At 71.1% G+C, this 21,025-nt stretch carries 18 protein-coding genes and 1 tRNA gene; 11 read left to right on the top strand and 8 right to left on the bottom strand.

What is annotated here, in order from left to right; translation table 11 throughout:
* Positions 1-5: 5 nt before the first annotated feature.
* Together QCZ28_RS14710 and QCZ28_RS14705 are read right to left on the bottom strand one after the other, a co-directional pair.
* The gene (locus QCZ28_RS14710; RefSeq protein ID WP_279517187.1) at positions 6-452 is read right to left on the bottom strand and encodes a PDGLE domain-containing protein; all 447 of its coding nucleotides are present in this window, start codon (positions 450-452) and stop codon (positions 6-8) included.
* Positions 449-1,165: an energy-coupling factor ABC transporter permease gene (locus QCZ28_RS14705; protein ID WP_279517186.1), complete on the bottom strand. Its 717-nt coding sequence runs from the start codon at positions 1,163-1,165 to the stop codon at positions 449-451. The genes QCZ28_RS14710 and QCZ28_RS14705 overlap by 4 nt, the downstream gene beginning before the upstream one ends.
* Before the next feature lie 185 nt (positions 1,166-1,350).
* On the opposite strand from QCZ28_RS14705, the gene bcp reads away from it, so the two are divergent.
* The 4 genes from bcp to QCZ28_RS14685 all read left to right on the top strand — a co-directional run bounded on the left by bcp (position 1,351) and on the right by QCZ28_RS14685 (position 3,462).
* Positions 1,351-1,827, top strand: a complete 477-nt coding sequence (gene bcp, locus QCZ28_RS14700; protein ID WP_210859345.1) for a thioredoxin-dependent thiol peroxidase — start codon at positions 1,351-1,353, stop codon at positions 1,825-1,827.
* Positions 1,828-1,928: 101 nt separating this feature from the next.
* On the top strand, positions 1,929-2,786 hold the full coding sequence (locus QCZ28_RS14695) for an HNH endonuclease (protein WP_279517185.1): 858 nt from the start codon (positions 1,929-1,931) through the stop codon (positions 2,784-2,786).
* Positions 2,772-2,854: transfer RNA gene (locus QCZ28_RS14690), tRNA-Leu, on the top strand. Before QCZ28_RS14695 ends, QCZ28_RS14690 begins: the two co-directional genes overlap by 15 nt.
* A gap of 80 nt (positions 2,855-2,934) precedes the next feature.
* Entirely contained in the window at positions 2,935-3,462 is a 528-nt protein-coding gene (locus tag QCZ28_RS14685; protein ID WP_279517184.1) for a GNAT family N-acetyltransferase, read from the top strand.
* A gap of 4 nt (positions 3,463-3,466) precedes the next feature.
* Here the strand turns inward: QCZ28_RS14685 and QCZ28_RS14680 are convergent, their stop codons facing one another.
* From QCZ28_RS14680 to QCZ28_RS14670, 3 genes are all read right to left on the bottom strand, one after another.
* Positions 3,467-4,459, bottom strand: a complete 993-nt coding sequence (locus QCZ28_RS14680; RefSeq protein ID WP_279517183.1) for an expansin EXLX1 family cellulose-binding protein — start codon at positions 4,457-4,459, stop codon at positions 3,467-3,469.
* A gap of 111 nt (positions 4,460-4,570) precedes the next feature.
* The gene (locus QCZ28_RS14675) at positions 4,571-5,389 is read right to left on the bottom strand and encodes an MOSC N-terminal beta barrel domain-containing protein (protein WP_279517182.1); all 819 of its coding nucleotides are present in this window, start codon (positions 5,387-5,389) and stop codon (positions 4,571-4,573) included.
* A 4-nt stretch (positions 5,390-5,393) separates the two neighbouring features.
* Positions 5,394-6,227: a class I SAM-dependent methyltransferase gene (locus QCZ28_RS14670; RefSeq protein WP_279517181.1), complete on the bottom strand. Its 834-nt coding sequence runs from the start codon at positions 6,225-6,227 to the stop codon at positions 5,394-5,396.
* Between the two features lie 140 nt (positions 6,228-6,367).
* Here QCZ28_RS14670 and QCZ28_RS14665 point away from each other — a divergent pair, with 140 nt between their 5' ends.
* Positions 6,368-7,447, top strand: a complete 1,080-nt coding sequence (locus tag QCZ28_RS14665; protein WP_279517180.1) for an LCP family protein — start codon at positions 6,368-6,370, stop codon at positions 7,445-7,447.
* 119 nt (positions 7,448-7,566) lie between these two features.
* Here the strand turns inward: QCZ28_RS14665 and QCZ28_RS14660 are convergent, their stop codons facing one another.
* The 3 genes from QCZ28_RS14660 to QCZ28_RS14650 all read right to left on the bottom strand — a co-directional run bounded on the left by QCZ28_RS14660 (position 7,567) and on the right by QCZ28_RS14650 (position 12,713).
* Complete coding sequence (locus tag QCZ28_RS14660; RefSeq protein WP_279517179.1) at positions 7,567-9,024, bottom strand: sugar transferase; 1,458 nt, start codon at positions 9,022-9,024, stop codon at positions 7,567-7,569.
* Positions 9,025-9,383: 359 nt separating this feature from the next.
* The gene (locus tag QCZ28_RS14655) at positions 9,384-10,247 is read right to left on the bottom strand and encodes a glycosyltransferase (RefSeq protein ID WP_279517178.1); all 864 of its coding nucleotides are present in this window, start codon (positions 10,245-10,247) and stop codon (positions 9,384-9,386) included.
* 594 nt (positions 10,248-10,841) lie between these two features.
* On the bottom strand, positions 10,842-12,713 hold the full coding sequence (locus tag QCZ28_RS14650) for a trypsin-like peptidase domain-containing protein (RefSeq protein WP_279517177.1): 1,872 nt from the start codon (positions 12,711-12,713) through the stop codon (positions 10,842-10,844).
* 253 nt (positions 12,714-12,966) lie between these two features.
* On the opposite strand from QCZ28_RS14650, the gene QCZ28_RS14645 reads away from it, so the two are divergent.
* The 6 genes from QCZ28_RS14645 (at position 12,967) to hutH (ending at position 20,974) form a co-directional block, all read left to right on the top strand.
* Entirely contained in the window at positions 12,967-13,818 is an 852-nt protein-coding gene (locus QCZ28_RS14645; RefSeq protein WP_279517176.1) for a MurR/RpiR family transcriptional regulator, read from the top strand.
* A gap of 16 nt (positions 13,819-13,834) precedes the next feature.
* Positions 13,835-15,523 carry a urocanate hydratase gene (hutU, locus tag QCZ28_RS14640; RefSeq protein WP_279517175.1) on the top strand — a complete coding sequence of 563 codons (1,689 nt, stop codon included), beginning with the start codon at positions 13,835-13,837 and terminating at the stop codon, positions 15,521-15,523.
* Between the two features lie 55 nt (positions 15,524-15,578).
* Positions 15,579-16,781, top strand: a complete 1,203-nt coding sequence (locus QCZ28_RS14635; protein ID WP_279517174.1) for an allantoate amidohydrolase — start codon at positions 15,579-15,581, stop codon at positions 16,779-16,781.
* A gap of 115 nt (positions 16,782-16,896) precedes the next feature.
* Positions 16,897-18,258: a formimidoylglutamate deiminase gene (locus QCZ28_RS14630; RefSeq protein WP_279517173.1), complete on the top strand. Its 1,362-nt coding sequence runs from the start codon at positions 16,897-16,899 to the stop codon at positions 18,256-18,258.
* Positions 18,255-19,439, top strand: coding sequence for an imidazolonepropionase (gene hutI / locus QCZ28_RS14625; RefSeq protein WP_279517172.1), 1,185 nt, complete (start codon positions 18,255-18,257; stop codon positions 19,437-19,439). Before QCZ28_RS14630 ends, hutI begins: the two co-directional genes overlap by 4 nt.
* Positions 19,436-20,974: a histidine ammonia-lyase gene (hutH, locus tag QCZ28_RS14620; protein WP_279517171.1), complete on the top strand. Its 1,539-nt coding sequence runs from the start codon at positions 19,436-19,438 to the stop codon at positions 20,972-20,974. Before hutI ends, hutH begins: the two co-directional genes overlap by 4 nt.
* Positions 20,975-21,025: the final 51 nt, after the last annotated feature.

Here is a 21,025-nt window from a genome sequence, read left to right as displayed (position 1 = left end):
CCTGCTCAGCTGGCCGTGCCGGCGCGCGACGCCGTCGCGTCACCGTCGGTGGGCGTAGGCACCGTCGCCTCATCGTCGGTGGGCGTGGACGTCGGCGCGGCACCGTCGGTCGGCGTGGTGCCCCGGCGGCGGAGCAGCCAGAACCCGCCGGCGCCGATCGCGAAGGTCACCAGCACACCGAGCACCCCGGACAGGCCGGTGGAGACGAAGCTGTTCTGCACGCCGCGGACGCCGTAGTCGGCGAGCGGGCTGTCGGCCAACTCGTGGTCGCGGGCCTGCTGCGCCGGGCAGCTCCCGCCGACGATGGTGTCGTCGGCGTCGACGGTGCAGCCCTTGAGCAGTGACGAGTCCAACCCGTCCGGGTGGGACGAGGCGTAGTTGCTGACCACACCGGCGAGCAGCAGGGCGACCAGCAGGCCGCCGGCCAGGAAGGCCCAGGAGCGGTTCTTCATCGGACACCTCCGGCGACCGGGACGACGGGGACAGCGGGCGTACGCAGGGAACGCAACGCGTACACCAGGTCGGGGCGCACCTTCGCGACGGTGAGCACGGTGGTCGCCGTGATCAGGCCCTCGCCGATGCCGATGAGCAGGTGGACGCCGGCCATTGTGCCGGCCAGCCCGGCCAGGTTGCCGCCGAGGTCGGTGGTGCCGCCGAGCCAGTACTGCAGGACGAAGCCCTGCGAGGCGACGACCACGCTGAGCATCGCGGCGACGAACGCGGTCACGGCCAGGCCGGCCCGCGTGCGGGGCAGCACCCGCAACAGCAGCGCGATCAGCGCGTACGCAGCGGCGGTGCCGAGCAACGCCATGTTCGTGATGTTGAGGCCGAGCATCGCCACGCCGCCGTCGCCGAAGATCAGCGCCTGCACGACGAGCACCACTGCCACACAGAGCGCGCCGACCCACGGGCCGACCAGCATGGCGGCGAGTGCGCCGCCGAGCAGGTGCCCGCTGACACCGGCCGTGAAGATCGGGAAGTTGAGCATCTGGACGGCGAAGATGAACGCCGCCACCAGGCCGGCCATCGGGGCCAGTCGGTCGTCCAGGTCGCGTCGGCCGCGCAGAACGCAGACGGTGAGCGCGGCCAGAGAGAGCGCAGCGAAGACCGCTGCCACGGGACCGTCGATGATCCCGTTCGAGATGTGCATCGCCAGTGTCTCCACGCGACCTCCCACGCCTGAGCGGACCCGACCGGGCCGGCAGGGGTCAGCCTATTTCCCAAGCCTCGTTGTTGCCAGACTCTGGCAACAAGGCATGGGCTTGATCACCTTTCCAGGTCAGGTTTTCCCGACCGCCTGCTGCTGGTCGCCGGCGCGGCACCCCCCGGCACGGCGGTAGGGTCGGGGCCATGACCGCGCCCGACCGCCTCTCCCCCGGTGACCCCGCCCCCGAGTTCACCCTCGGCACCGACACCGGCGACCAGCTCTCCCTCAGCGACCTGCGAGGCCGCAAGGTCGTCCTGTACGCCTACCCGGCCGCGATGACCCCCGGCTGCACCAAGCAGGCCTGCGACTTCCGCGACTCGCTCGCCTCGCTCCAGGCCGCCGGCTACGAGGTCATCGGCATCTCCCCGGACAAGCCGGAGAAGCTGGCGAAGTTCCGCGAGCGCGACGCGATCACCTTCCCGCTGGTGTCGGACCCGGACAAGGCGGTGCTGATCGCCTACGGCGCGTACGGCGAGAAGCAGCTGTACGGCAAGACCGTCACCGGCGTGATCCGCTCTACCTTCGTGATCGACGCCGACGGCAAGATCGAACGGGCGCTCTACAACGTCAAGGCCACCGGGCACGTCGCCAAACTCCGCCGCGACCTCGGCCTGGACTGACCTGTCGTACCGGTTCGCTACGGTCCGTCAGTGGTTCGATACAAGTACACGCCGAAGCGCTGGCCGCCGCTGCTGCCGCCGCCGCCCGCAACATCACCGAGGTGATGCGGCTGCTCGGCGTACGCGTCAGCGGCGGCTCGCACGCACACATCAGCCGCCAGCTCAAGCGGTTTGGCATCGACACGTCACACTTCACCAGGCAGGCACACAACAAGGGCCGCAGTGGTCAACGGCGCACCACCTCAGCCCAGCTTCTGGTGATGCTGACCGAAGGGTCCCGCCGGACGCCGGGCGTGCGACTGAAGTGGGCGCTGGGCACACTCGGCGTACCGGAGGAGTGCGAGGAGTGTGGGATCGGCCCGGTGTGGCGAGGCGCGCCGCTCATCCTGCACGTCGACCACATCAACGGGAACTTCCTCGACAACCGGCCACCGAATCTTCGGCTCCTCTGCCCGAACTGCCACAGCCAGACCGCCACCTACGCCGGCCGGCGGAACCGGGCCCGTGACCTCACCGTTCCCGTGGGAACGGCGGCAGGCAGCGAGGAGCACTCGTACGAGGCAGCGGGTTCCGACCGCAAACCAGCAACGCGGGGAGAACTCCTCGACCTGTTCGGTCGAGTCGACGCGCAACAGATGACAGCCCTCGATGCCGCACGACACCTGGGCTGCCACCCGGCATACCTGTACGAGGTTCGGCGCAGCCTTGAGCAGGAAGGCGTGCTGACACCGCGCCCGGACCGCAGTTGGCGTTCAAGGGCTCATCGCGACACGGTGATCGAACAGGCGCTGGCCAATCCGGATGCCGGGCCGAAGCGGCTGTCGGGGATCCTCCGCAACCTGCCTGACGGGCCGTGCAAGGTAAGTCACGGCACGATCTCGACGATTCTCAAGGAGGCCGGGCTCAACACCGTCGGAGCGAGACGTTCTAGACTCAGCGGGTTGGCGGGAGTGGCGTAACGGCAGCCGCGATAGGTTTAGGTCCTATTGTCCGAAAGGGCGTAGGGGTTCGAATCCCCTCTCCCGCACAAATCAACGCATTGCACGGGCTGTCGGGCGCGTCACTGTCGGGGGTTGCAAGCCTGGTCGTGGGGTCAGGATGGCGGGCGTGAGTCTGCGCTTCGTCCTCGACCCCGACCTGACCCCGCAGCTGCGCGCCGAGATCGTCGACCTCTGGGTGGACGTCAGCAACGCCGGCGGCGCCGTCGGTTTCGTGCCACCGGTCAGCGCCGCCGACGTGCACGTCATCGCCGAGCCGACCTTCGCCGGCATCACCGACGGGCCGGACCGGCTGCTGGTTGGCTACGCCGGTGACCGGCTGGCGGCGATGCTGATCTTCAGCGACAACCGGTTCCCGCTCAAGGCGCACTGGTGTGTGGTGAAGCGGGTGATGGTCCACCCGGACACCCAGGGCGCCGGCTACGGCGCGGCGCTGATGACGGAGGCGGCCCGGCTGGGCAGGGCGTTCGGCCACGAGGCGCTGCATGTCACGGTGCGCGACGGGCTGGGGTTGGACAGGTTCTACGCCCGCCTCGGGTATCGGGAGATCGGCAGGCTGCCGGGCGCGTTGCGGGTGGCCCCCGATGACGACCGGGACGAGATCCTGATGTGGCTCGATCTGGCTGTGGCCGACTGAGTGGTCAGCCGGCGCACCGACGGGCGTTCGCCTGGGCCGAACTGGTGATCGGGGCGTCGGTGGCCGGCGGGCTGGCCTTCGCGACCTCGACCGGGCGACGGGTCGGCGTCGGCGTGGCGGCGGGTCGGTTGCTCGGCGGTCGGGTCGACGCGGCGGGACGCCGGGTGGCCGCCGCCGCGCCGCCGGGTGCGTACATCCGGACCGTGCTGTTCTGCACCTGGCCCGGGACCATCCGGATGCCGCCGACGGTGACCCGGTTGCCGTACACGTCGCTGACCCGGAGGGTGAACGGACCCGGCCCGACGCCGGAGGCGATCAACCAGTAGTTGTAGTCCTGCCTTGCGGCCGGCTGCCAGGGGTCGCTGTCTCTCTGCCGGACCTCGACGGACCGCAGCGGGTTGCCGTGGTTGCCGACCCGGACGGCGAACCACCACTGCGACGCGCCCTCCTTGATCCGGAAGGTGAGTGGTCCGGGCAGCGGCGGGTTGACGACCGCGCGGTAGGTGACCGGAACGACGCCCTGGACCGGGTCGGCGATCCGGGCGAACGCCTCACGGGACAGGTCGAGGTGGCCGGGCTGGCACTCCGGGCACTGGTCCATGATGAGCACCCGGACGGTGCCCTTCGGGCCGACGACGTCGAGGAATCCGCCGCAGGCGGCACCGGCGGAGTATTCCGTCGGCCCGAGCGCGACGTAGAGCCGGTTGGCCGGGGCGGCGGGGTTCGAGCAGTTGCCGCCGGCTCCCTTGGAGTCGTAGAAGGTCGCCTTTCCGGTGTGCGTGGTGTTGCCGGTGGGCGGCGCGGCGGCGAGCGTCCGGCCGGCGGCGCAGGCCGGGGTGGATCCGGAGCGTAGGGCGAGGGTGAGCCCGAGCGTCGCCGCGAGGACGGTGACGCCGGTGGCGACCAGCCAGGGCTTCGCGCCGGACGACGGTGCCGGCCGGTCCGCTGGGGGATGGTCCAGGTCGATGGTGATGTCGACAACGCTTCCGTCCGGCACGACGGCGATGCTGCCGGATTCTGGCGGGTAGCGACAAGCGGGCTAAGCCAAAGCTAAGACAGCATCGACGGACGGTGATGAGAGGGTGCAGATTGCCGGTTGGCGGCGGGGTCAGGGCGCGACGACGATCGGGGCGCCCACGGCCAGGGGTCCACTGCCGAGCGGCACCAGGTTGAGTCCGAAGAGGAGTTTCTGTTTGACGTTGCGGTGCCGCCCGAGGGTGCGCAGCGGCTCCTTCGTGCGTACCCCGGTCTCCTGGTCGGTGGTGGTCACCACGCACCGGTCGCACGGCCCGGCGGCCCGGAACAGTCGGTCGCCGATGCGCAGTGGCCGACCGACCCAGTCGTCCTCGGCCCAGGCCGGCGCGCCGCTGACCACCAGGTTGGGTCGGAACCGGGTCATCGGCACCGGTTCCTCCCCCGCCTCGGCGAGCCAGTCGTTGAGGCCGTCGAGGGAGGCGGTGTTCGCCAGCAGCACCGGGTAGGCGTCGGCGAAACTGACCTGGTCACCGGTGTCGTGTTCGCGGGTCCCGGCGGCCAGGTGGCGGGTCGGCTGGGCCAGCCAGACCAACCGGACGGGTCGGCCGAGCAGGGCGTTGAGCCAGTCGTCGGCCTGCTGGCCGGCCGGCAGCGCGGGGACCGGGAAGGCGCGGCTGCGGAAGGTGCGCACCGGTACCGGTTCACCGCCGGCGGGCTCGGGCACGTCGAGGTCGGGCTGTCCGTCGGCGCGTAGCGACAGACCTCCGGGGCGCACCGAGGCGCGCAGGCCGACGAGGCGGGTGGTGTCCCGCTGGGTGACGCCGACGCCGTCGGCGTCCACGACCATCCAGCGCCGGTCGCCGGCCAGCCCCCACTGGTGCACGAACGCACCGTCGTGGTCGAGCCGGTGACAACCCTTGATCGGGTACGTGTGAATGGAGGTCAGCCGCACCCGCTCACCATGCCACGCCGATCCCGTCGCCCGGGTACCAGTGGTTGACCGGGCTCTCCCGGTAGGCGAGGAACCGGCGGCCGGTGCGTTCGGCGTGCTCGGCGAGCACGTTGGTGCTGGTGACGTTGTCGGTGAGCAGGATCGCGCCGGGGGCGAGCTTGGGCTCCACGGCGTCGAACTCACGCTTCTCGTGGGCGCGGCTGTGGTCGCTGTCGTGCAGGAACAGGTCCACCGGGCGGTCCAGCGCGCCGATCGAGGCGATCGAGTCGCCGATCACCAGGTCGACGACCTCGGACCAGGGCGCGACCCGGGCAAGGTAGCCAGCCTCCGGGTTGATGTCCAGGGAGGTGACCCGGCCGGGGTGCCCCTCCTGCGCGTTGCGCAACAGGGCGGACGCCAGGACGCAGGTGCCCAACCCCTTGTCGACGCCGGTCTCCACCACGTGTGCGGGGTGGGTGGCCCGGACGATCGCGTACCAGCCGACGCGTCGGGCGTAGCGGACCTTCCGGTCGGCGAGGCCGCGGCGGGCTGCGGTGGCGGTGGCGTGCTCGATGTGGTGGCGCAGCGTGTCGTCGGACTCGATCTCGGCGACGTAGGCGCGGACCTGCTGCACGGGGATGTCGCAGACGACGCTGACGAACCAGGTCAGGTGGTGGCGGCTCAGCTTGGTCAGCTCGTAGGTGTAGTTGTGATGCTCACGGGAGGTGACCAGCCACCGGGCCGAGGCGCGCAGCACCTTGGCGTCGTGTCGGGCGACCCGGGCGAACCGCTTGGGGAAGGCGGCGACGGGTGCGAGCGGGGTGCGGGCGATGGCTCGGCGGAGCTTCGTTGCGTCCACCGAAGGTTCATACCACTTCCCCGGGAGCGCCGGCAGAGGGAAACGGCGGATGGTGCGCCGCCCGATTTGGGACTCACGTCGCACGATGTTGTCCGGACGAGGGTACGCGCTGAGAAACCACGTTCAGTAGCATCGCGCCCATGCCACGTCGTGAACATACAGCGGAGCACTGGGCGGAACCGAGTTACGGCGCCGCCGGCGGGCCTCAACCGACCGAGGACATTCCGCCGGCCGCCGCACCGCCGCGCCGCCGCCGCTGGCGCCGGATCGCCCTGTTCAGCCTGCTGATCTTGCTGGTGCTGGGGGGCAGCGGCATGGTGGCCGGCGGTCTCTACCTGCGGTCGGTCGAGTCGGGTATCGAGCGGGTCGACGCCTTCGACGGCGTGCCCGAGGAGTCGCGCCCCCAGGCGGCCGTCGACGGCGCGATGAACATCATGATTCTGGGCAGCGACTCCCGCGACCCGGAGAAGACGAGCGGCTCGCGTACCGACACGATCATCCTGGCGCACCTGCCGAAGGACCGGAAGAGCGCCCAGCTGATCTCGATTCCCCGCGACACCTGGGTTTCGGTGCCGAAGTCGGCGGACGGCAACAACGGTGGCCGGGACGCCAAGGTGAACGCCGCGTACGCCTGGGGTGGGGTGCCGCTGATGGTGCAGACGGTGGAGAAGTTCACCGGGGTCCGGGTGGACCATGTGACGCTGATCGACTTCGCTGGTTTCAAGGAGATCATCGACGCGCTGGGCGGCGTGGACATCGACTCGGAGAAGAGCTTCACCTCGATCCACGAGCCGTTCCGCACCTTCAAGAAGGGTGTGCAGCGGATGGACGGTGAGGCGGCTCTGGACTACTCCCGCCAGCGCAAGCAGTTCGCCGACGGTGACTTCGCCCGGATCCGCCACCAGCAGCAGGTGATTCGCGCCATCATCGACAAGGCCTCCTCCGGCGGCATCCTCACCAACCCCGGCAAGTTGAACAATTTCCTCAAGGCCACCTCGAACTCCGTCTCGGTGGACAAGGAGCTGTCGCTGTTCGACATGGCGACGCAGATGCGTGGCGTTCGCGGCGGGAACATGACCTTCGTGACCAGCCCCACCAAGGGCACCGGCCGGATCGGCTCGGAGAGCGTGGTGTTGGCCGACAACGCCCGAGTCAAGACGTTCTACGACGCGGTCCGCCGGGACTCGGTCGCCGAGATCGTCAGCCTCGGCAAGAAGTGACCTGGGGCCGGCGCGGGACCCGCCGGCAGTCGAGACAACAGACGGGCGGCGGCCTCCCGGCCGCCGCCCGTCGCTGTGTGTCTGTGGTCCTTCCGGAAACCCCGGTGTGACCGGGTCGGTCAGTATGCCCCGCGCCGGGCCAGCACCACGCTGGCCGTCTTCCAGAGGATGGCGAGGTCGTACACCAGCGACCAGTTGTCCACGTAGTGCAGGTCCAGCCGGACCGCGTCGTCCCAGGTGAGGTTGGAGCGGCCGGAGATCTGCCAGAGGCCGGTGATGCCCGGCCGCACCAGCAGCCGCCGACGGACGTCACCGCGGTAGTCGTCGTCCTCGGTGGGCAGTGGACGCGGCCCGACCAGCGACATCTGCCCGCGCAGCACGTTGATCAGCTGGGGCAGTTCGTCCAGGGAGAGCGCCCGCAGGTGCCGGCCGATCGGGGTGACCCGGGGGTCGTCCTTCATCTTGAAGAGCAAGCCGTCGCTCTCGTTGCGATCTTTCAAGGTCGCCAGCCGCTGCTCGGCGTCGGTGTACATGGTCCGGAACTTCCAGACCTTGAAGGCGCGTCCCTCGTGGCCGATGCGGGTCTGCCGGAACATCACCGGCCCGGGATCGTTGATCTTGATGGCCAGCGCGATGGCGAACAGCACCGGGCTCAGCAGCACCAGCCCGACCAGCGCGGTCACCCGGTCCAGCACGCTCTTGGCCAGCAGCGAGAGACCGGAGATGGTCGGCTCGTCCACGTTGAGCAGGGGAAGGCCCTCGATGGGCCGGACGTGGATGCGGGGACCGGTGACGTCGGTGACCTGGGGGACCACCACCAGGTTGAGGCCGGTGCCCTCCAACTGCCAGGCGAGCTTGCGAAGCTCGTACGACTCCAGGCTGGCCGGGCCGCAGACCGCGATGGTGTCCGCGCCGAGTTGTTGGACCAGCGGCACCAGGTCCCAGCCCACGTACACCGGCACCGGGGCGTTCACCCGCTCGCCCGGACGGGGATGGTGTGGCAGGTGGATGGCGACCGGGTGCAGCCCGGCCCCGTAGTTGCGGGTCACCACCTCGTGCACCGCGAGGGCGTCGACGAGACGGCCGACCAGCAGCACCTTCTGCGATGCCCGCCCGGTACGCCGGATCCGCCGCAGCACTACCCGTGCGGCGAACCGAACCACCAGCGTGTAGAGCAGCAGGCAGACGATGATGGCAGCGACAGTCGCCCGGGACAGGTCCTTCTTGAAGCCGAGCGCCAGGAACGAGACACCGGCGGCCATCGCGAGGCTGGCCCGCGCAACCCGTTTGAGTTCTTCGGTGCCCAACCCGAGTGCCCGCTGGTCATACGCCCCGGAGGCGACGAGCATGATCAGCCAGCCCACCGGAACGCCGACGAAGGCCGCGAGGCTGAAGGAACTGACGTTCCCGAGCACCCGCTGGTCCCAGAAACCGGCGTCGGCGTCGGCCAGCAGGGTGACGACCGTCCGGCTGGCGGCCAGGGCCGCGAGGACGTCGAGCAGGACCAGCCAGGCCACGTAGCGGCGGCGCCAGTTGGCCCGAGGCGCGACCGGACGTGCGAACACCGATCGCGGCATGCCGTTGGAGGGTGGCGTGATCACCCCCAGGTCCGGGTCGAAACTCGGTCTTTGCTGCGACGAGACAGCCGTGAGGAATTGCGTCTGTGCGGACACGACCTTCCTTTCCCATGTCGCCCCCGTCGGGAGATCGCGACGTGCACCCTATGCGTCGGCAGGAGGTCCTGCCTAGTGGCGGTTCGGGTGCTCCTGCTATCGCCCGATCAGTTCCTTTGACGCGTCGCAACGGGCCTGAAACTCCTGCCTCGCCGCCTCAGAACCCCGCTTCGGTCCCTGGGCCTGGGGCCAAGAAGGCAAAGCGTCCTGAGTGGATGGTGTCAGTCCGGCGAGCCACTCCGCTTCGGCTCGCCGCGCGTGGGTCACCGCCCGGCGGCGGTGACCGCCCATTTGCCGAGCTCACTCACCGCACGCACCGTCACGACGCACAGCGCGAGGCCCGGAACACGTGGGCGGATGTACCTCTTGATCATTTTGCGCCAGGCGAGGAGGCCGGCGATGCGCCGCCGGCTGATGCTGCCACTGTGCCGGTGGAATCGAACGATCGGGTCGTCGAGTCGCTGCAGGTGCACCCCGTTACTGAGGGCGCGCAGCACCAACTCGACATCAACCTTGATCGACATTTGCTCGTCGTACCCGCCGAGCTCAAGCAGCAGCAGGCGGTCCATGGTCATGCCGGAGTGCTTGAAGGGCAGCCGGGGCCGGGTCAGCACGGACCAGAGCATCCGACGGGCATCGGGGAACGAGGGGAGCCTGATCACCTTTGCCGAGTCGCCGACGATCTCCTCGTAGTCGGTGTAGACCCAACGTGCGCCCGTCTGAGCAAGGAATTCGTGCAGCTTGGCCAGGCCGTCGGGTGCCAACTCGTCGTCCGAGTCGAGCACGGTGACCACTCTGCCGCGCGCGACGCGCAGGGCAGCGTTGCGCGCCGCGCTGATCCCCGTCGGATTTTGGCGGACGACACGGATCCGACGGTCGGAGAGCAGACCCGCCGCAGCCAACCCATCGCGTACGGCAACCGCCGAGCCGTCGTCGACAACGATGAGCTCGAAGTCGCTGAAAGTGCCGGCAAGCACACTCCGGATAGACTTCACCAGGAGCTCGGGCCGGTCCCGGACGGCGATGCACACCGAGAAGGCGGGGGTTACCTGCTCTACCGCCCGCATCATCGGGAGGGTCGCAGCGTCGACAACCGGCATCGCCGGCACCGTCGGCCCGTCGATCATCGAAGGCTTGGTGTCCTGTTCGGAGGACAACGTGTTGCCAGCAGGGTCATGCCGCGAGGAAGGGTGCGAGTATGCGGGGTGGTTCCTCACGGAAGGAAGCCGCATCGTAGCCCACCAGAACCGCCTAGGCCCTCCACCAGACCATCCCCGTCGGCCCACGTGACACGACGATTCAACACGCCCATCTTCGCCACCCCCATGAAAAGCCACCATTCGCAGCGATTTTCAGCGACGCGTTCGCGGGACCGTTCCCTTGATCGACGACAATGAAGATCCATCGCGCAACAAGTCGGAGTATAGCCCTCGCCGCACCAGCGCACCATCACCTGGCGACGCCCGCCATGTCGACCGAAAATGCTGACTCAGTAAGCGGATTCGCTGGCCAGCGCCAGGGCCGACACGGGGCGAACGCTCCGCCGCAGCCGGCATCCCGACCAGCACTGGCCGGTGGAATCGGCTCAACCGAACATCCACTCTTTCTCCCCGGTACGGATTGTTTGTTGTGGGTGAATGACCAATGAGGGCGATCACCAACGGGGAAACTTGGCGCCTATATTCCGATGTGTCCGATCCGCGAGAATTGGTGACCAGTGGTCACCGGTCGCGTCGACGGATGAGCAGCACGGCGAGGATCACGAGGGCGACGAGCAGCACGCCGGCGCATCCGACCAACACGAGCACGAGGGTGCTCGACTGCTCCCGCGACGCACTCTCCAATCGCTGACGCTCGGTGGCGTTCTGCCGGTAGGCCGGCGCGAGAAGGTTGTCGGGCGTCGCGGCGGCTGCCTTCTCGAGCTGGGCGACGGCATCAGAGGAGTCACCGCGGAAGTACGCGTCCAGCCCGCTGCGGTAAACCTTGTCGGTATCGCCGAGCGTGTTGGCGACACCGGCCTCGTCCAGCAGCGCGCTGATCGTCGACGCCGGCAGGATCGCTCGATTCGCGCGGTCCGGCGCTGCCTGGTCCTGATAGATGAGGCCAGCGACCCGGCCGGTGGCATCGAGGGCGATTCCCCCGTGTGAGGCGGGGCCGAGGTCCGCGTTGACGAGGTAGATAGAGACCGGCCCTCGCTGGCTCGTTCCGGTGATCGTCACCGTCCTCGACTGAGGACGGTACGTAGCGTTACGAAAGACGACGTCAGAGGTCGCGTAGGCGAGAATGCGCACCGGGGGACCCTCTGCGAGGCTCGCCGACGGGTTGAGCTCCACCGCAGGTAGGTTGCCCCGAGCGAGCTTGAGCAGCGCGGTGTTGCCGTTGTCTTCGGACAGGCTCCGGACGACCTCGGCCTTGATGGCCGGCTCCTCCACCACGTTTCCCTTTGCCCTGTTGAGCTGGCCGTAGACCGCACTCGTCGGCTCGGTTCCCGGCTCGACGCCCGTGAAGCGCACCTTCGGGAGGTTGGCCGCGACATACGCGGAGATCTGCCCGGCGGGAAGTTGCTTTCCCTGCACGAGCGTCCTGGCCAACGCGTCAACGGCGAGCCAACGGGCATGAGCCTCGGCAGGCTTGACGCAGGATCCGTTGGTGACAGCGTGGCCGTCCGGAGTCACCAGGAAACCACTGCACCGACGGATGAAGGAGACGGGCTGGGGGTGCACCAGGGCGTTCGTCCTGGCGTCGCGGACGTACCCGGTGAAGACCGCTTCGACGAAGACCAGCGATGGCGCGGCGACGGCGAGGGCCTTCTCCTCCGGGCTGTACAGGGAGGCCTGCGCCCACGGTTTCAACGCCGGCTCGATCGGAGCGGCGGTAGAGGACCCCGTGGTGGAGGCGCCGGTCGGCGGAACGTACGGATCGGGCTGCTCGCTGCCGGCGATCGCCCAGATGCCCACGCCGCTCACCACGGCCACCAGAAGCACAACCGCGGCGAGCCCTACCCAGAGCCCGGTACGTCGCGGGGGCGGCTCCGACGGCTTGATCCGTCGGACCGAGGCGCGGAACGGATCAGAGGGCGATGGATCCGCCGGAGCAGCGGACACCGGTGCGGGTGACTGGGGCGCGTCGTCGCCCGGCGGCGGGATCGGGGCGGGCGGCACGGTGGGCAGCGCGCCGGAATGCAGCGCCCATGGCGCGATCGGTGCTCCGGAGATTGGCTGCGGCGTACCAGAAACGGGCTGCGGTGCACCGGAGACCGGCTGCGGTGGCGCGGAGACCGGATGCGGTGGGCCGGACACCGACTGTGGGGGCCCGGACGGCTGGCGCGGCACCCCGCTGACCGGCGTCGGAGAGTCGTCCTGCTTCGGCGTGCCAGCCTCTTCGGTCGGTACCGGGTGATATTCCTGTCCCAGCGCGCGGAACAACTTCTCGGCCCCGGGGCCCGCCTCAGCCGGGTAGGCCGCCCACGGCTCGTCGGCGAAGAAATCAGCGTACGTGAAGGCCTGGCCGCCCGGCCGCTGCGACATGGCGTTGGCAGTTCCGGTGAAGGCTTCCCGCCAGCCGGGTGTGTTCGCCGCCACGGCGTCCAGCACGGCGACTGTCACGAACCGGCCCTGTTCATCGATGGCGGCCCAGGCCTTGCCCACGGGGCAGGTGCCCAACATGTGGGTGAACCGGTACGGGCCAACCGATTGCATGCGTACTCCTCTGCTTGACCGCCGTGCGGATCCTACAGAGGGAACGCTCGCCTGGCCCGCCGCCGGTCGACCAACCGACCACTCTGCGGATCGGGTAACCCGGGGCGAACGGTTGCCCTGTGAAAGTTTTCATGCATAGAGTCACCATGTGAATGAAGGAGCTGTCGGGGCGCCGGCCGAGCAGGTGCTCGACCTGTTCCAGGGGGTGCGGCTCACCCCCACCCAGCGCCGGATCGCGCACTGTCTGGTGCAGCACGCGCCCACCGTGGCCTACCTGTCCGCCGCCGAGGTGGCCGAGTTGGCCGGGGTCAGTCAGCCGTCGGTCACCCGGTTCGCCGTCGCGCTCGGCCACGACGGCTACCCGGCGCTGCGCCGCCGGCTGCGCGACCTCACCGCCACTGCACCGGGCGGGTCGGCGGACGCCGGCAACGAGCTCCAGCAGGCGGTCCGCGCCGAGATGGACAACCTGGACCGACTGGCCGGTCAGCTCGCCGACCGGGACCGGATCGCCGAGACCGGGCGGTTGCTCGCCGCGAGTCGTCCGCTGCCGGTGCTCGGCCTGCGCGCCGCCGCACCGCTGGCCGCGTACTTCGCCTACTTCGCGGCCAAGGTGCACCCGGACGTGCGGGTCCTCGACGACGGGGGCAGCCTGCTCACCGACCGCCTGGAGCAGGCCGCCGAGGCCGGGGCGAGCGCCGTGCTCGCCTTCGTGCTGCCCCGCTACCCCCGGGAAACCCTGGACGCGTTGCGCGACGCCCGCGACGCCGGGTTGACAGTGGTGGCGATCACCGACTCGCCGGTCAGCCCGGCCACCGAGCACGCCGACGTGGTGCTCGCCGCCGCCGTGGGCGCGCAGCTCGTCTTCGACCTGCACACCGCCCCGATGACCCTGGCCATGGTGCTGCTGCAGGCGATCTGCGATGCCGCGCCGGCCGACACCCAGCGCCGACTGGAGGCGTTCGAAGCCTCGGCGGCCCGCCGACAGTTGTTCCTCGGTTGACCGGAGGAGACCAGAGATGACCCAGCCCATTCGTGCCGCACGGGGCAGCCAGCTCACCACCCGCGGGTGGCAGCAGGAGGCCGCCCTACGGATGTTGATGAACAACCTCGACCCCGAGGTGGCCGAGCGCCCCGACGACCTGGTGGTCTACGGCGGCACCGGCAAGGCGGCACGCGACTGGCCGTCGTACCACGCGTTGGTCCGCACCCTGACCGACCTGCGCGAGGACGAGACGATGCTGGTGCAGTCGGGCCGCCCGGTCGGGGTCATGCGCACCCACGAGTGGGCGCCCCGGGTGCTGCTGGCCAACTCGAACCTGGTCGGCGACTGGGCGACCTGGCCGGAGTTCCGCCGCCTCGAACAGCTCGGGCTGACCATGTACGGGCAGATGACCGCCGGTTCGTGGATCTACATCGGCACCCAGGGCATCCTCCAGGGCACCTACGAGACGTTCGCGGCGGTGGCCGCCAAGCTCGCCGACGCCCACGGCGACGGGCAGGGGCAGAGCGCGGGCACTCTCGCCGGCACGCTGACGTTGACCGCCGGCTGCGGCGGAATGGGCGGCGCGCAGCCACTCGCGGTCACCATGAACGGCGGCGTCTGCCTGATCGTGGACGTGGACCGCAGCCGGCTCGACCGCCGGGTGCACGACCGTTACCTGGACGAGGTGGCCGACTCGCTCGACGACGCGGTGCGGCGGGTGCTCGCCGCGAAGCGGGACCGGCGCGCGCTCTCCGTCGGCGTGGTCGGCAACGCGGCGGTGGTCTTCCCCGAACTCCTGGTGCGGGGCGTGGAGATCGACATCGTGACCGACCAGACCAGCGCGCACGACCCGCTGTCGTACCTTCCGGTGGGGGTGGAGCTGGCCGACGCCCGGGAGTACGCGGCGGCCAAGCCGGCCGAGTTCACCGAGCGCGCCCGGGCGTCGATGGCCCGGCACGTGGCGGCGATGGTCGGTTTCCTCGACGCCGGCGCCGAGGTGTTCGACTACGGCAACTCGATCCGGGGCGAGGCGCAGCTCGCCGGCTACCAGCGCGCCTTCGACTTCCCGGGTTTCGTGCCCGCGTACATCCGGCCGTTGTTCTGTGAGGGTAGGGGTCCGTTCCGGTGGGCGGCGCTCTCCGGCGACCCGGCCGACATCGCTGCCACCGACCGGGCCGTCCTCGACCTGTTCCCGGAGAACGAGTCGCTGGCCCGCTGGATCAGGCTGGCCGGTGAGCGGGTCGCCTTCCAGGGCCTGCCGGCCCGGATCTGTTGGCTGGGCCAGGGCGAACGGGACCTGGCGGGCGTGCGGTTCAACGACATGGTCGCCTCCGGCGAACTCTCCGCCCCGGTGGTGATCGGCCGGGACCACCTGGACACCGGCAGCGTCGCCAGCCCCTACCGGGAGACCGAGGGAATGGCCGACGGTTCCGACGCCATCGCCGACTGGCCGCTGCTCAACGCCCTGGTCAACACGGCCAGTGGCGCATCCTGGGTGTCCATTCACCACGGCGGTGGGGTGGGCATCGGCCGGTCCATCCACGCCGGGCAGGTGTGCGTGGCGGACGGCACCGCCCTGGCCGGTCAGAAGATCGAGCGGGTGCTCACCAACGACCCGGCGATGGGGGTCATCCGGCACGTCGACGCCGGCTACGAGAGCGCCCGCGAGGTCGCCGACCGCACCGGCGTCCGGGTGCCGATGACCGAGGGCGGGCCCGCATGAGCGCGAGGAGTGCAGCGCAGCGGAGCCCCGCAGTCGCGAATAACAGAGGTGCCGCATGAGCGACGACCTTTCGGCCCGGTTCCGGGCGCTGTGGGACGAGATCGCGCCGGTCGGGCGGGACGCCGACAGCGGCGGTTACCTGCGGTACGCGTTGACCGAACCGGAGCGGGAGCTGCGCGCCTGGTTCCGCGCGCAGGCCGAGCGTCGGGACATGCCGGTCACCGAGGACGGCAACGGCAACCTCTTCGCCCACTGGGGCGACCCGGAGGCGTCGGACGCGGTGCTCACCGGCAGCCACTTCGACTCGGTGCCGCACGGCGGGGCGTACGACGGGCCGCTCGGCATCGTCAGCGCGTTCCTCGCCGTGGACGAGCTGCGCGCCGCCGGCGTCACCCCCGGCCGGCCGCTGGTGCTGGGTGCCTTCGTCGAGGAGGAGGGGGCGCGCTTCGGCGTACCGTGTCTGGGGTCGCGGCTGCTCACCGGCGCGCTGTCGGCCGAGCGCGCGGCCGGCCTGCGCGACGCGGCCGGGGTGAGCTTCGCCGAGGCGCTCGGCGATCGGCCGGCGGGTGCCCGGCCGGAGCTGCTGGGCCGGTTCGGCGCCTTCGTGGAGTTGCACGTCGAGCAGGGCCGTGCGTTGGTCGACACGGACGCGCCGGTCGCGGTGGCCAGCGCGATCTGGCCGCACGGCAGGTGGCGCTTCGACGTCGTCGGCGAGGGCAACCACGCGGGTACCACCCGGATGGCCGACCGGCGCGACCCGATGCTGACCTACGCGTTCACGGTGCTGGCCGCCAACAAGGAGGCCCGGCTGCGCGGCGCGCACGCCACGGTGGGCCGGGTCGCCGTCGAGCCCAACGCCACCAACGCGATCCCGTCGAAGGTGACCGGCTGGTTGGACGCCCGGGCCGCCGACCCGCAGACGCTGACCGGGCTGATCGACGCGGTGCGCGGCAAGCTCGCCGAGCGCGCCCGCCGCGACGGTACGGAGGTGACAGTCACCGAGGAGTCGGCCACCCCGCTGGTCGCCTTCGACGGTGGGCTGGCCAAACGGCTGGCCACGTTGCTCGACGCCCCGGTGCTGCCCACCGGGGCGGGCCACGACGCCGGGGTGCTCGCCGCGCACCTGCCCACCGCGATGCTCTTCGTGCGCAATCCGACCGGGATTTCGCACTCCCCCGCCGAGGCCGCGACGGACGATGACTGCGCGGCCGGGGTACGGGCGCTGGCCCGGGTGCTGGAGGAGCTGACATGCGCGTGAACGGGTCGACGGGCCAGCCGGAGAGATCGCCTGAACCGCTGAGGTCACCCGAACCGCCGACATCGCCCCGGCCGTTGATGTCGCAGACGATTCAGCTCCAAAGGAAGCGAGGAGCATGACCACCGCCCGCTGGCTCGCCCAGTACGCCTGGCTGCCCGAGCACGCCGAACCCACACCCGACGTGCTCATCGAGGTCGAAGCCGGCCGGATCTCCGCGCTCACGCCACTGGTCGGCGGCGAAGGCCCCGCCGCCGGTGTCGAGGTGCTGCGGGACGCCACCCGGCTGCCCGGCCTGACAGTGCCCGGTCTCGCCAACGCGCACTCGCATGCCTTCCACCGGGCGCTGCGTGGGCGCACCCACGGCGGCCGGGGTGACTTCTGGACCTGGCGGGACCAGATGTACGCCATCGCGGACCGGCTGGATCCGGACACCCATCTCGCCCTGGCCCGCGCTGTCTACGCGGAGATGGCGCTCGCCGGCGTCACCTGTGTGGGCGAGTTCCACTACCTGCACCACCGGCCCGGCGGCGGCGCGTACGACGACCCGAACGAGATGGGCGCGGCGCTGGTCGAGGCCGCCGCGCACGCCGGGATCCGGCTCACCCTGCTGGACACCGCCTACCTCACCTCCACTGTGGATGGCCAGGCGCTGGCCGGGCCGCAGCGCCGTTTCGGCGACGGGGACGCGGCCCGCTGGGCACAACGGGCCGGGGCGTTCCAGCCGGCGGACCCGCACGTCCGGGTCGGCGCGGCTGTGCACTCGGTGCGGGCGGTCCCGGCCGACCAGCTCCGCGCTGTCGCCGAGTGGGCCGGGGAGCGGCAGGCGCCGCTGCACGTGCACCTCTCCGAGCAGCCGGCCGAGAACGACGAGTGCCGGGCGGTGCACGGGCGCTCGCCGACCGCGCTGCTCGCCGAGCACGGCGTGCTCGGGCCGAACACCACAGCCGTCCACGCCACCCACCCGACCAGCGCGGACCTCGCCCTGCTCGCCGACAGCCGGACCGGCGTGTGCCTCTGCCCCACCACGGAGCGGGATCTCGCCGACGGGATCGGCCCGGCCCGGCTGATGGCCGAGGCGGGCATCCGGCTCAGCCTGGGCAGCGACAGTCACGCGGTGATCGACCTGTTCGAGGAGGCCCGGGCGGTGGAGTTGGACGAGCGGCTGCGTACCCGCCGGCGCGGCCACTTCGCGCCGCTCGACCTGCTGACGGCGGCCACCGCCGCCGGGCACACCGCGCTGGGCTGGGCCGACGCCGGGAGGATCGCCGTGGGTGCCCGCGCCGACCTGGTGACGGTACGCCTGGACAGCGCCCGCACCGCCGGGGTGCCGCCGGTGGGCGTGTTCTTCGCGGCCGGCGCGGCGGACGTCGAGCAGGTCATGGTGGACGGCCGGGTGGTGGTGGCCGAGGGCCGGCACCTGACCGTCGACGTGCCGGCCGAGCTGGCGGCGGCCATCGAGGCGGTGAACCCCACATGAGCAGCCTGCTGGTCGACAATATCGGGGAGCTGGTCACCAACGGTGCCGGTGAGGGCCCGCTCGGCATCCGCCGCGACGCCGCCGTGCTGGTCGAGGAGGGCCGGGTGGCCTGGGTCGGGTCGTCCGCGTACGCGCCGGCCGCTGACCATCACGTGGACGCCGGTGGGGCCGCCGTGCTGCCCGGTTTCGTGGACAGCCACGCCCACCTGGTCTTCGCCGGGGACCGGGCCGCCGAGTTCGCCGCCCGGATGGCCGGTCAGCCCTACACCGGCGGCGGCATCCGGACCACTGTCGGCGCGACCCGGGCCGCGACCGACGAGGAACTGCGGGCCACCGTGCGTCGGCTCCGCGGGGAAGCGCTGCGCCAGGGCACCACGACCATGGAGATCAAGAGTGGGTACGGCCTGACCGTCGCCGACGAGGCCCGCTCGCTGCGGATCGCCGCTGAGACCAGCACCGAGACCACCTTCCTGGGCGCGCACGTGGTGCCCGCCGAGTACGCCGACCGCCCCGACGACTACGTCGGACTGGTCTGCGGGCCGATGCTGGCCGCCGCCGCTCCGTACGCGAAGTGGATCGACGTGTTCTGCGAGCGGGGCGCCTTCGACGTGGACCACGCCCGCGCCATCCTGGCCTGCGGTCAGGCCGCCGGGCTGGGCGTACGGCTGCACGCCAACCAGCTCGGCCCCGGCCCCGGCGTTCAGCTCGGGGTGGAGCTGGACGCGGCCAGCGTCGACCACTGCACCCACCTCAGCGACGCCGACGTGGCCGCGTTGGCCGACACCGCTCACAGCGACGGGTCGGGCACCCGCACGGTGGCGACACTGCTGCCCGGCGCGGAGTTCTCCACCCGCTCGCCGTACCCGGACGCGCGCCGGCTGCTCGACGCCGGTGTCACGGTGGCGCTGGCGACGGACTGCAACCCCGGCTCGTCGTACACCTCGTCGATGCCGTTCTGCGTCGCCCTCGCGGTCCGCGAGATGCGGATGACCCCGGCGGAGGCGGTCTGGGCCGCCACCGCCGGTGGCGCGCGGGCGCTGCGCCGCGACGACATCGGTGTCCTCACCCCCGGCGCGCGGGCCGACCTCGTCGTCCTCGACGCGCCGTCACACCTGCACCTGGCCTACCGGCCCGGTGTCCCCCTGATCCGCCAGGTAATACGCAACGGAGTTCCGCAATGACGAACGTGACCATCCAGCCCACCGGGATCACCGCCGACGACGTGCTCGCGGTGGCCCGCGGCACCGCCACGGTCGTTCTCGCCCCCGCCACCATCGAGGCGATGGCGACCAGCCGGGCCATCGTGGACGGCATCGAGTCGTCGGGTCGCCCCGTCTACGGGGTCTCGACCGGGTTCGGGGCGTTGGCCAACACCTTCATCGCCCCGGAGCGACGGGCCGAGCTGCAACACGCGCTGATCCGCTCGCACGCCGCCGGGGTGGGCGCTCCGATGCCGCGCGAGGTGGTCCGGGCCATGATGCTGCTGCGGGTCCGGTCCCTCGCCCTGGGCCGTTCCGGGGTCCGACCGCTGGTCGCCGAGGCCCTGGTCGACCTGCTCAACCACGACATCACCCCGTGGGTGCCGGAGCACGGCTCGCTGGGCGCCTCCGGTGACCTGGCACCGTTGGCGCACTGCGCGCTGGTGCTGCTCGGTGAGGGCTGGGTGCTCGGCCCGGCCGGTGAGCGGCGGGACGCGGCCGAGGCGTTGGCCGCCGCCGGGCTGAAGCCGATCGAGTTGGCCGCCAAGGAGGGGCTGGCGCTGATCAACGGCACCGACGGCATGCTCGGCATGCTGTTGCTGGCGATCCACGACGCGGCCCACCTGTTCGCGATGGCGGACGTGACGGCCGCGCTGGCCATCGAGGCCATGCTCGGCTCGGAGCGGCCGTTCCTGCCCGAGCTGCACGCGATCCGGCCGCACCCCGGTCAGGCGGCGTCGGCGGCGAACATCCACCGGCTGTTGCAGGACTCCCGGGTGATGGACTCACACCGCGACGACCTGGCGCACGCCGTGCAGGACGCGTACTCGATGCGGTGCGCGCCGCAGGTGGCCGGCGCGGCCCGCGACACCCTGGACTTCGTGCGCACCGTCGCCGCCCGGGAGCTGGTGTCCGTGGTGGACAACCCGGTGGTGCTGCCGGACGGCCGGGTCGAGTCGACCGGGAACTTCCACGGCGCGCCGCTCGGCTTCGCCGCGGACTTCCTCGCCATCGCCGCCGCCGAGGTGGGCGCGATCGCCGAACGGCGGGTGGACCGGCTGCTCGACGTCACCCGCTCCCGGGAACTGCCGGCGTTCCTCTCTCCCGACGCCGGGGTCAACTCCGGGCTGATGATCGCCCAGTACACGGCGGCCGGGATCGTCGCCGAGAACCGTCGGCTGGCCGCCCCCGCCTCGGTGGACTCGTTGCCCACCAGCGGAATGCAGGAGGATCACGTCTCGATGGGCTGGGCCGCGGCCAAGAAGCTGCGTACCGTGCTGGACAACCTGACCAGCCTGCTCGCCGTGGAGTTGTTGGCCGGCGTGCGCGGCCTTCAACTGCGGGCCCCGCTGGAGCCGTCACCGGCCGGCCGGGCCGCGGTGGAGGCGCTCGCCGACGTGATCGGTGAGCCCGGGCCCGACGTGTTCCTCGCCCCGGTGATGGAGGCGGCCCGCCGTGCGGTGTCCGAGCGTGACCTACGCATCGCTGTCGAACGCGAGATCGGTCCGCTGGCCTGACCATCGGCGGCCCCGGCGCAACCGCGTCGGGGCCGCCGCACGGCCGTCGAC

It is taken from the genome of Micromonospora sp. DH14, assembly GCF_029809455.1.
GTDB classification, from domain to species: Bacteria; Actinomycetota; Actinomycetes; order Mycobacteriales; family Micromonosporaceae; genus Micromonospora; species Micromonospora parva.
The sequence above is the reverse complement of the archived record's forward strand: the minus strand, read 5'-3'. Positions and strand labels throughout refer to the sequence as shown.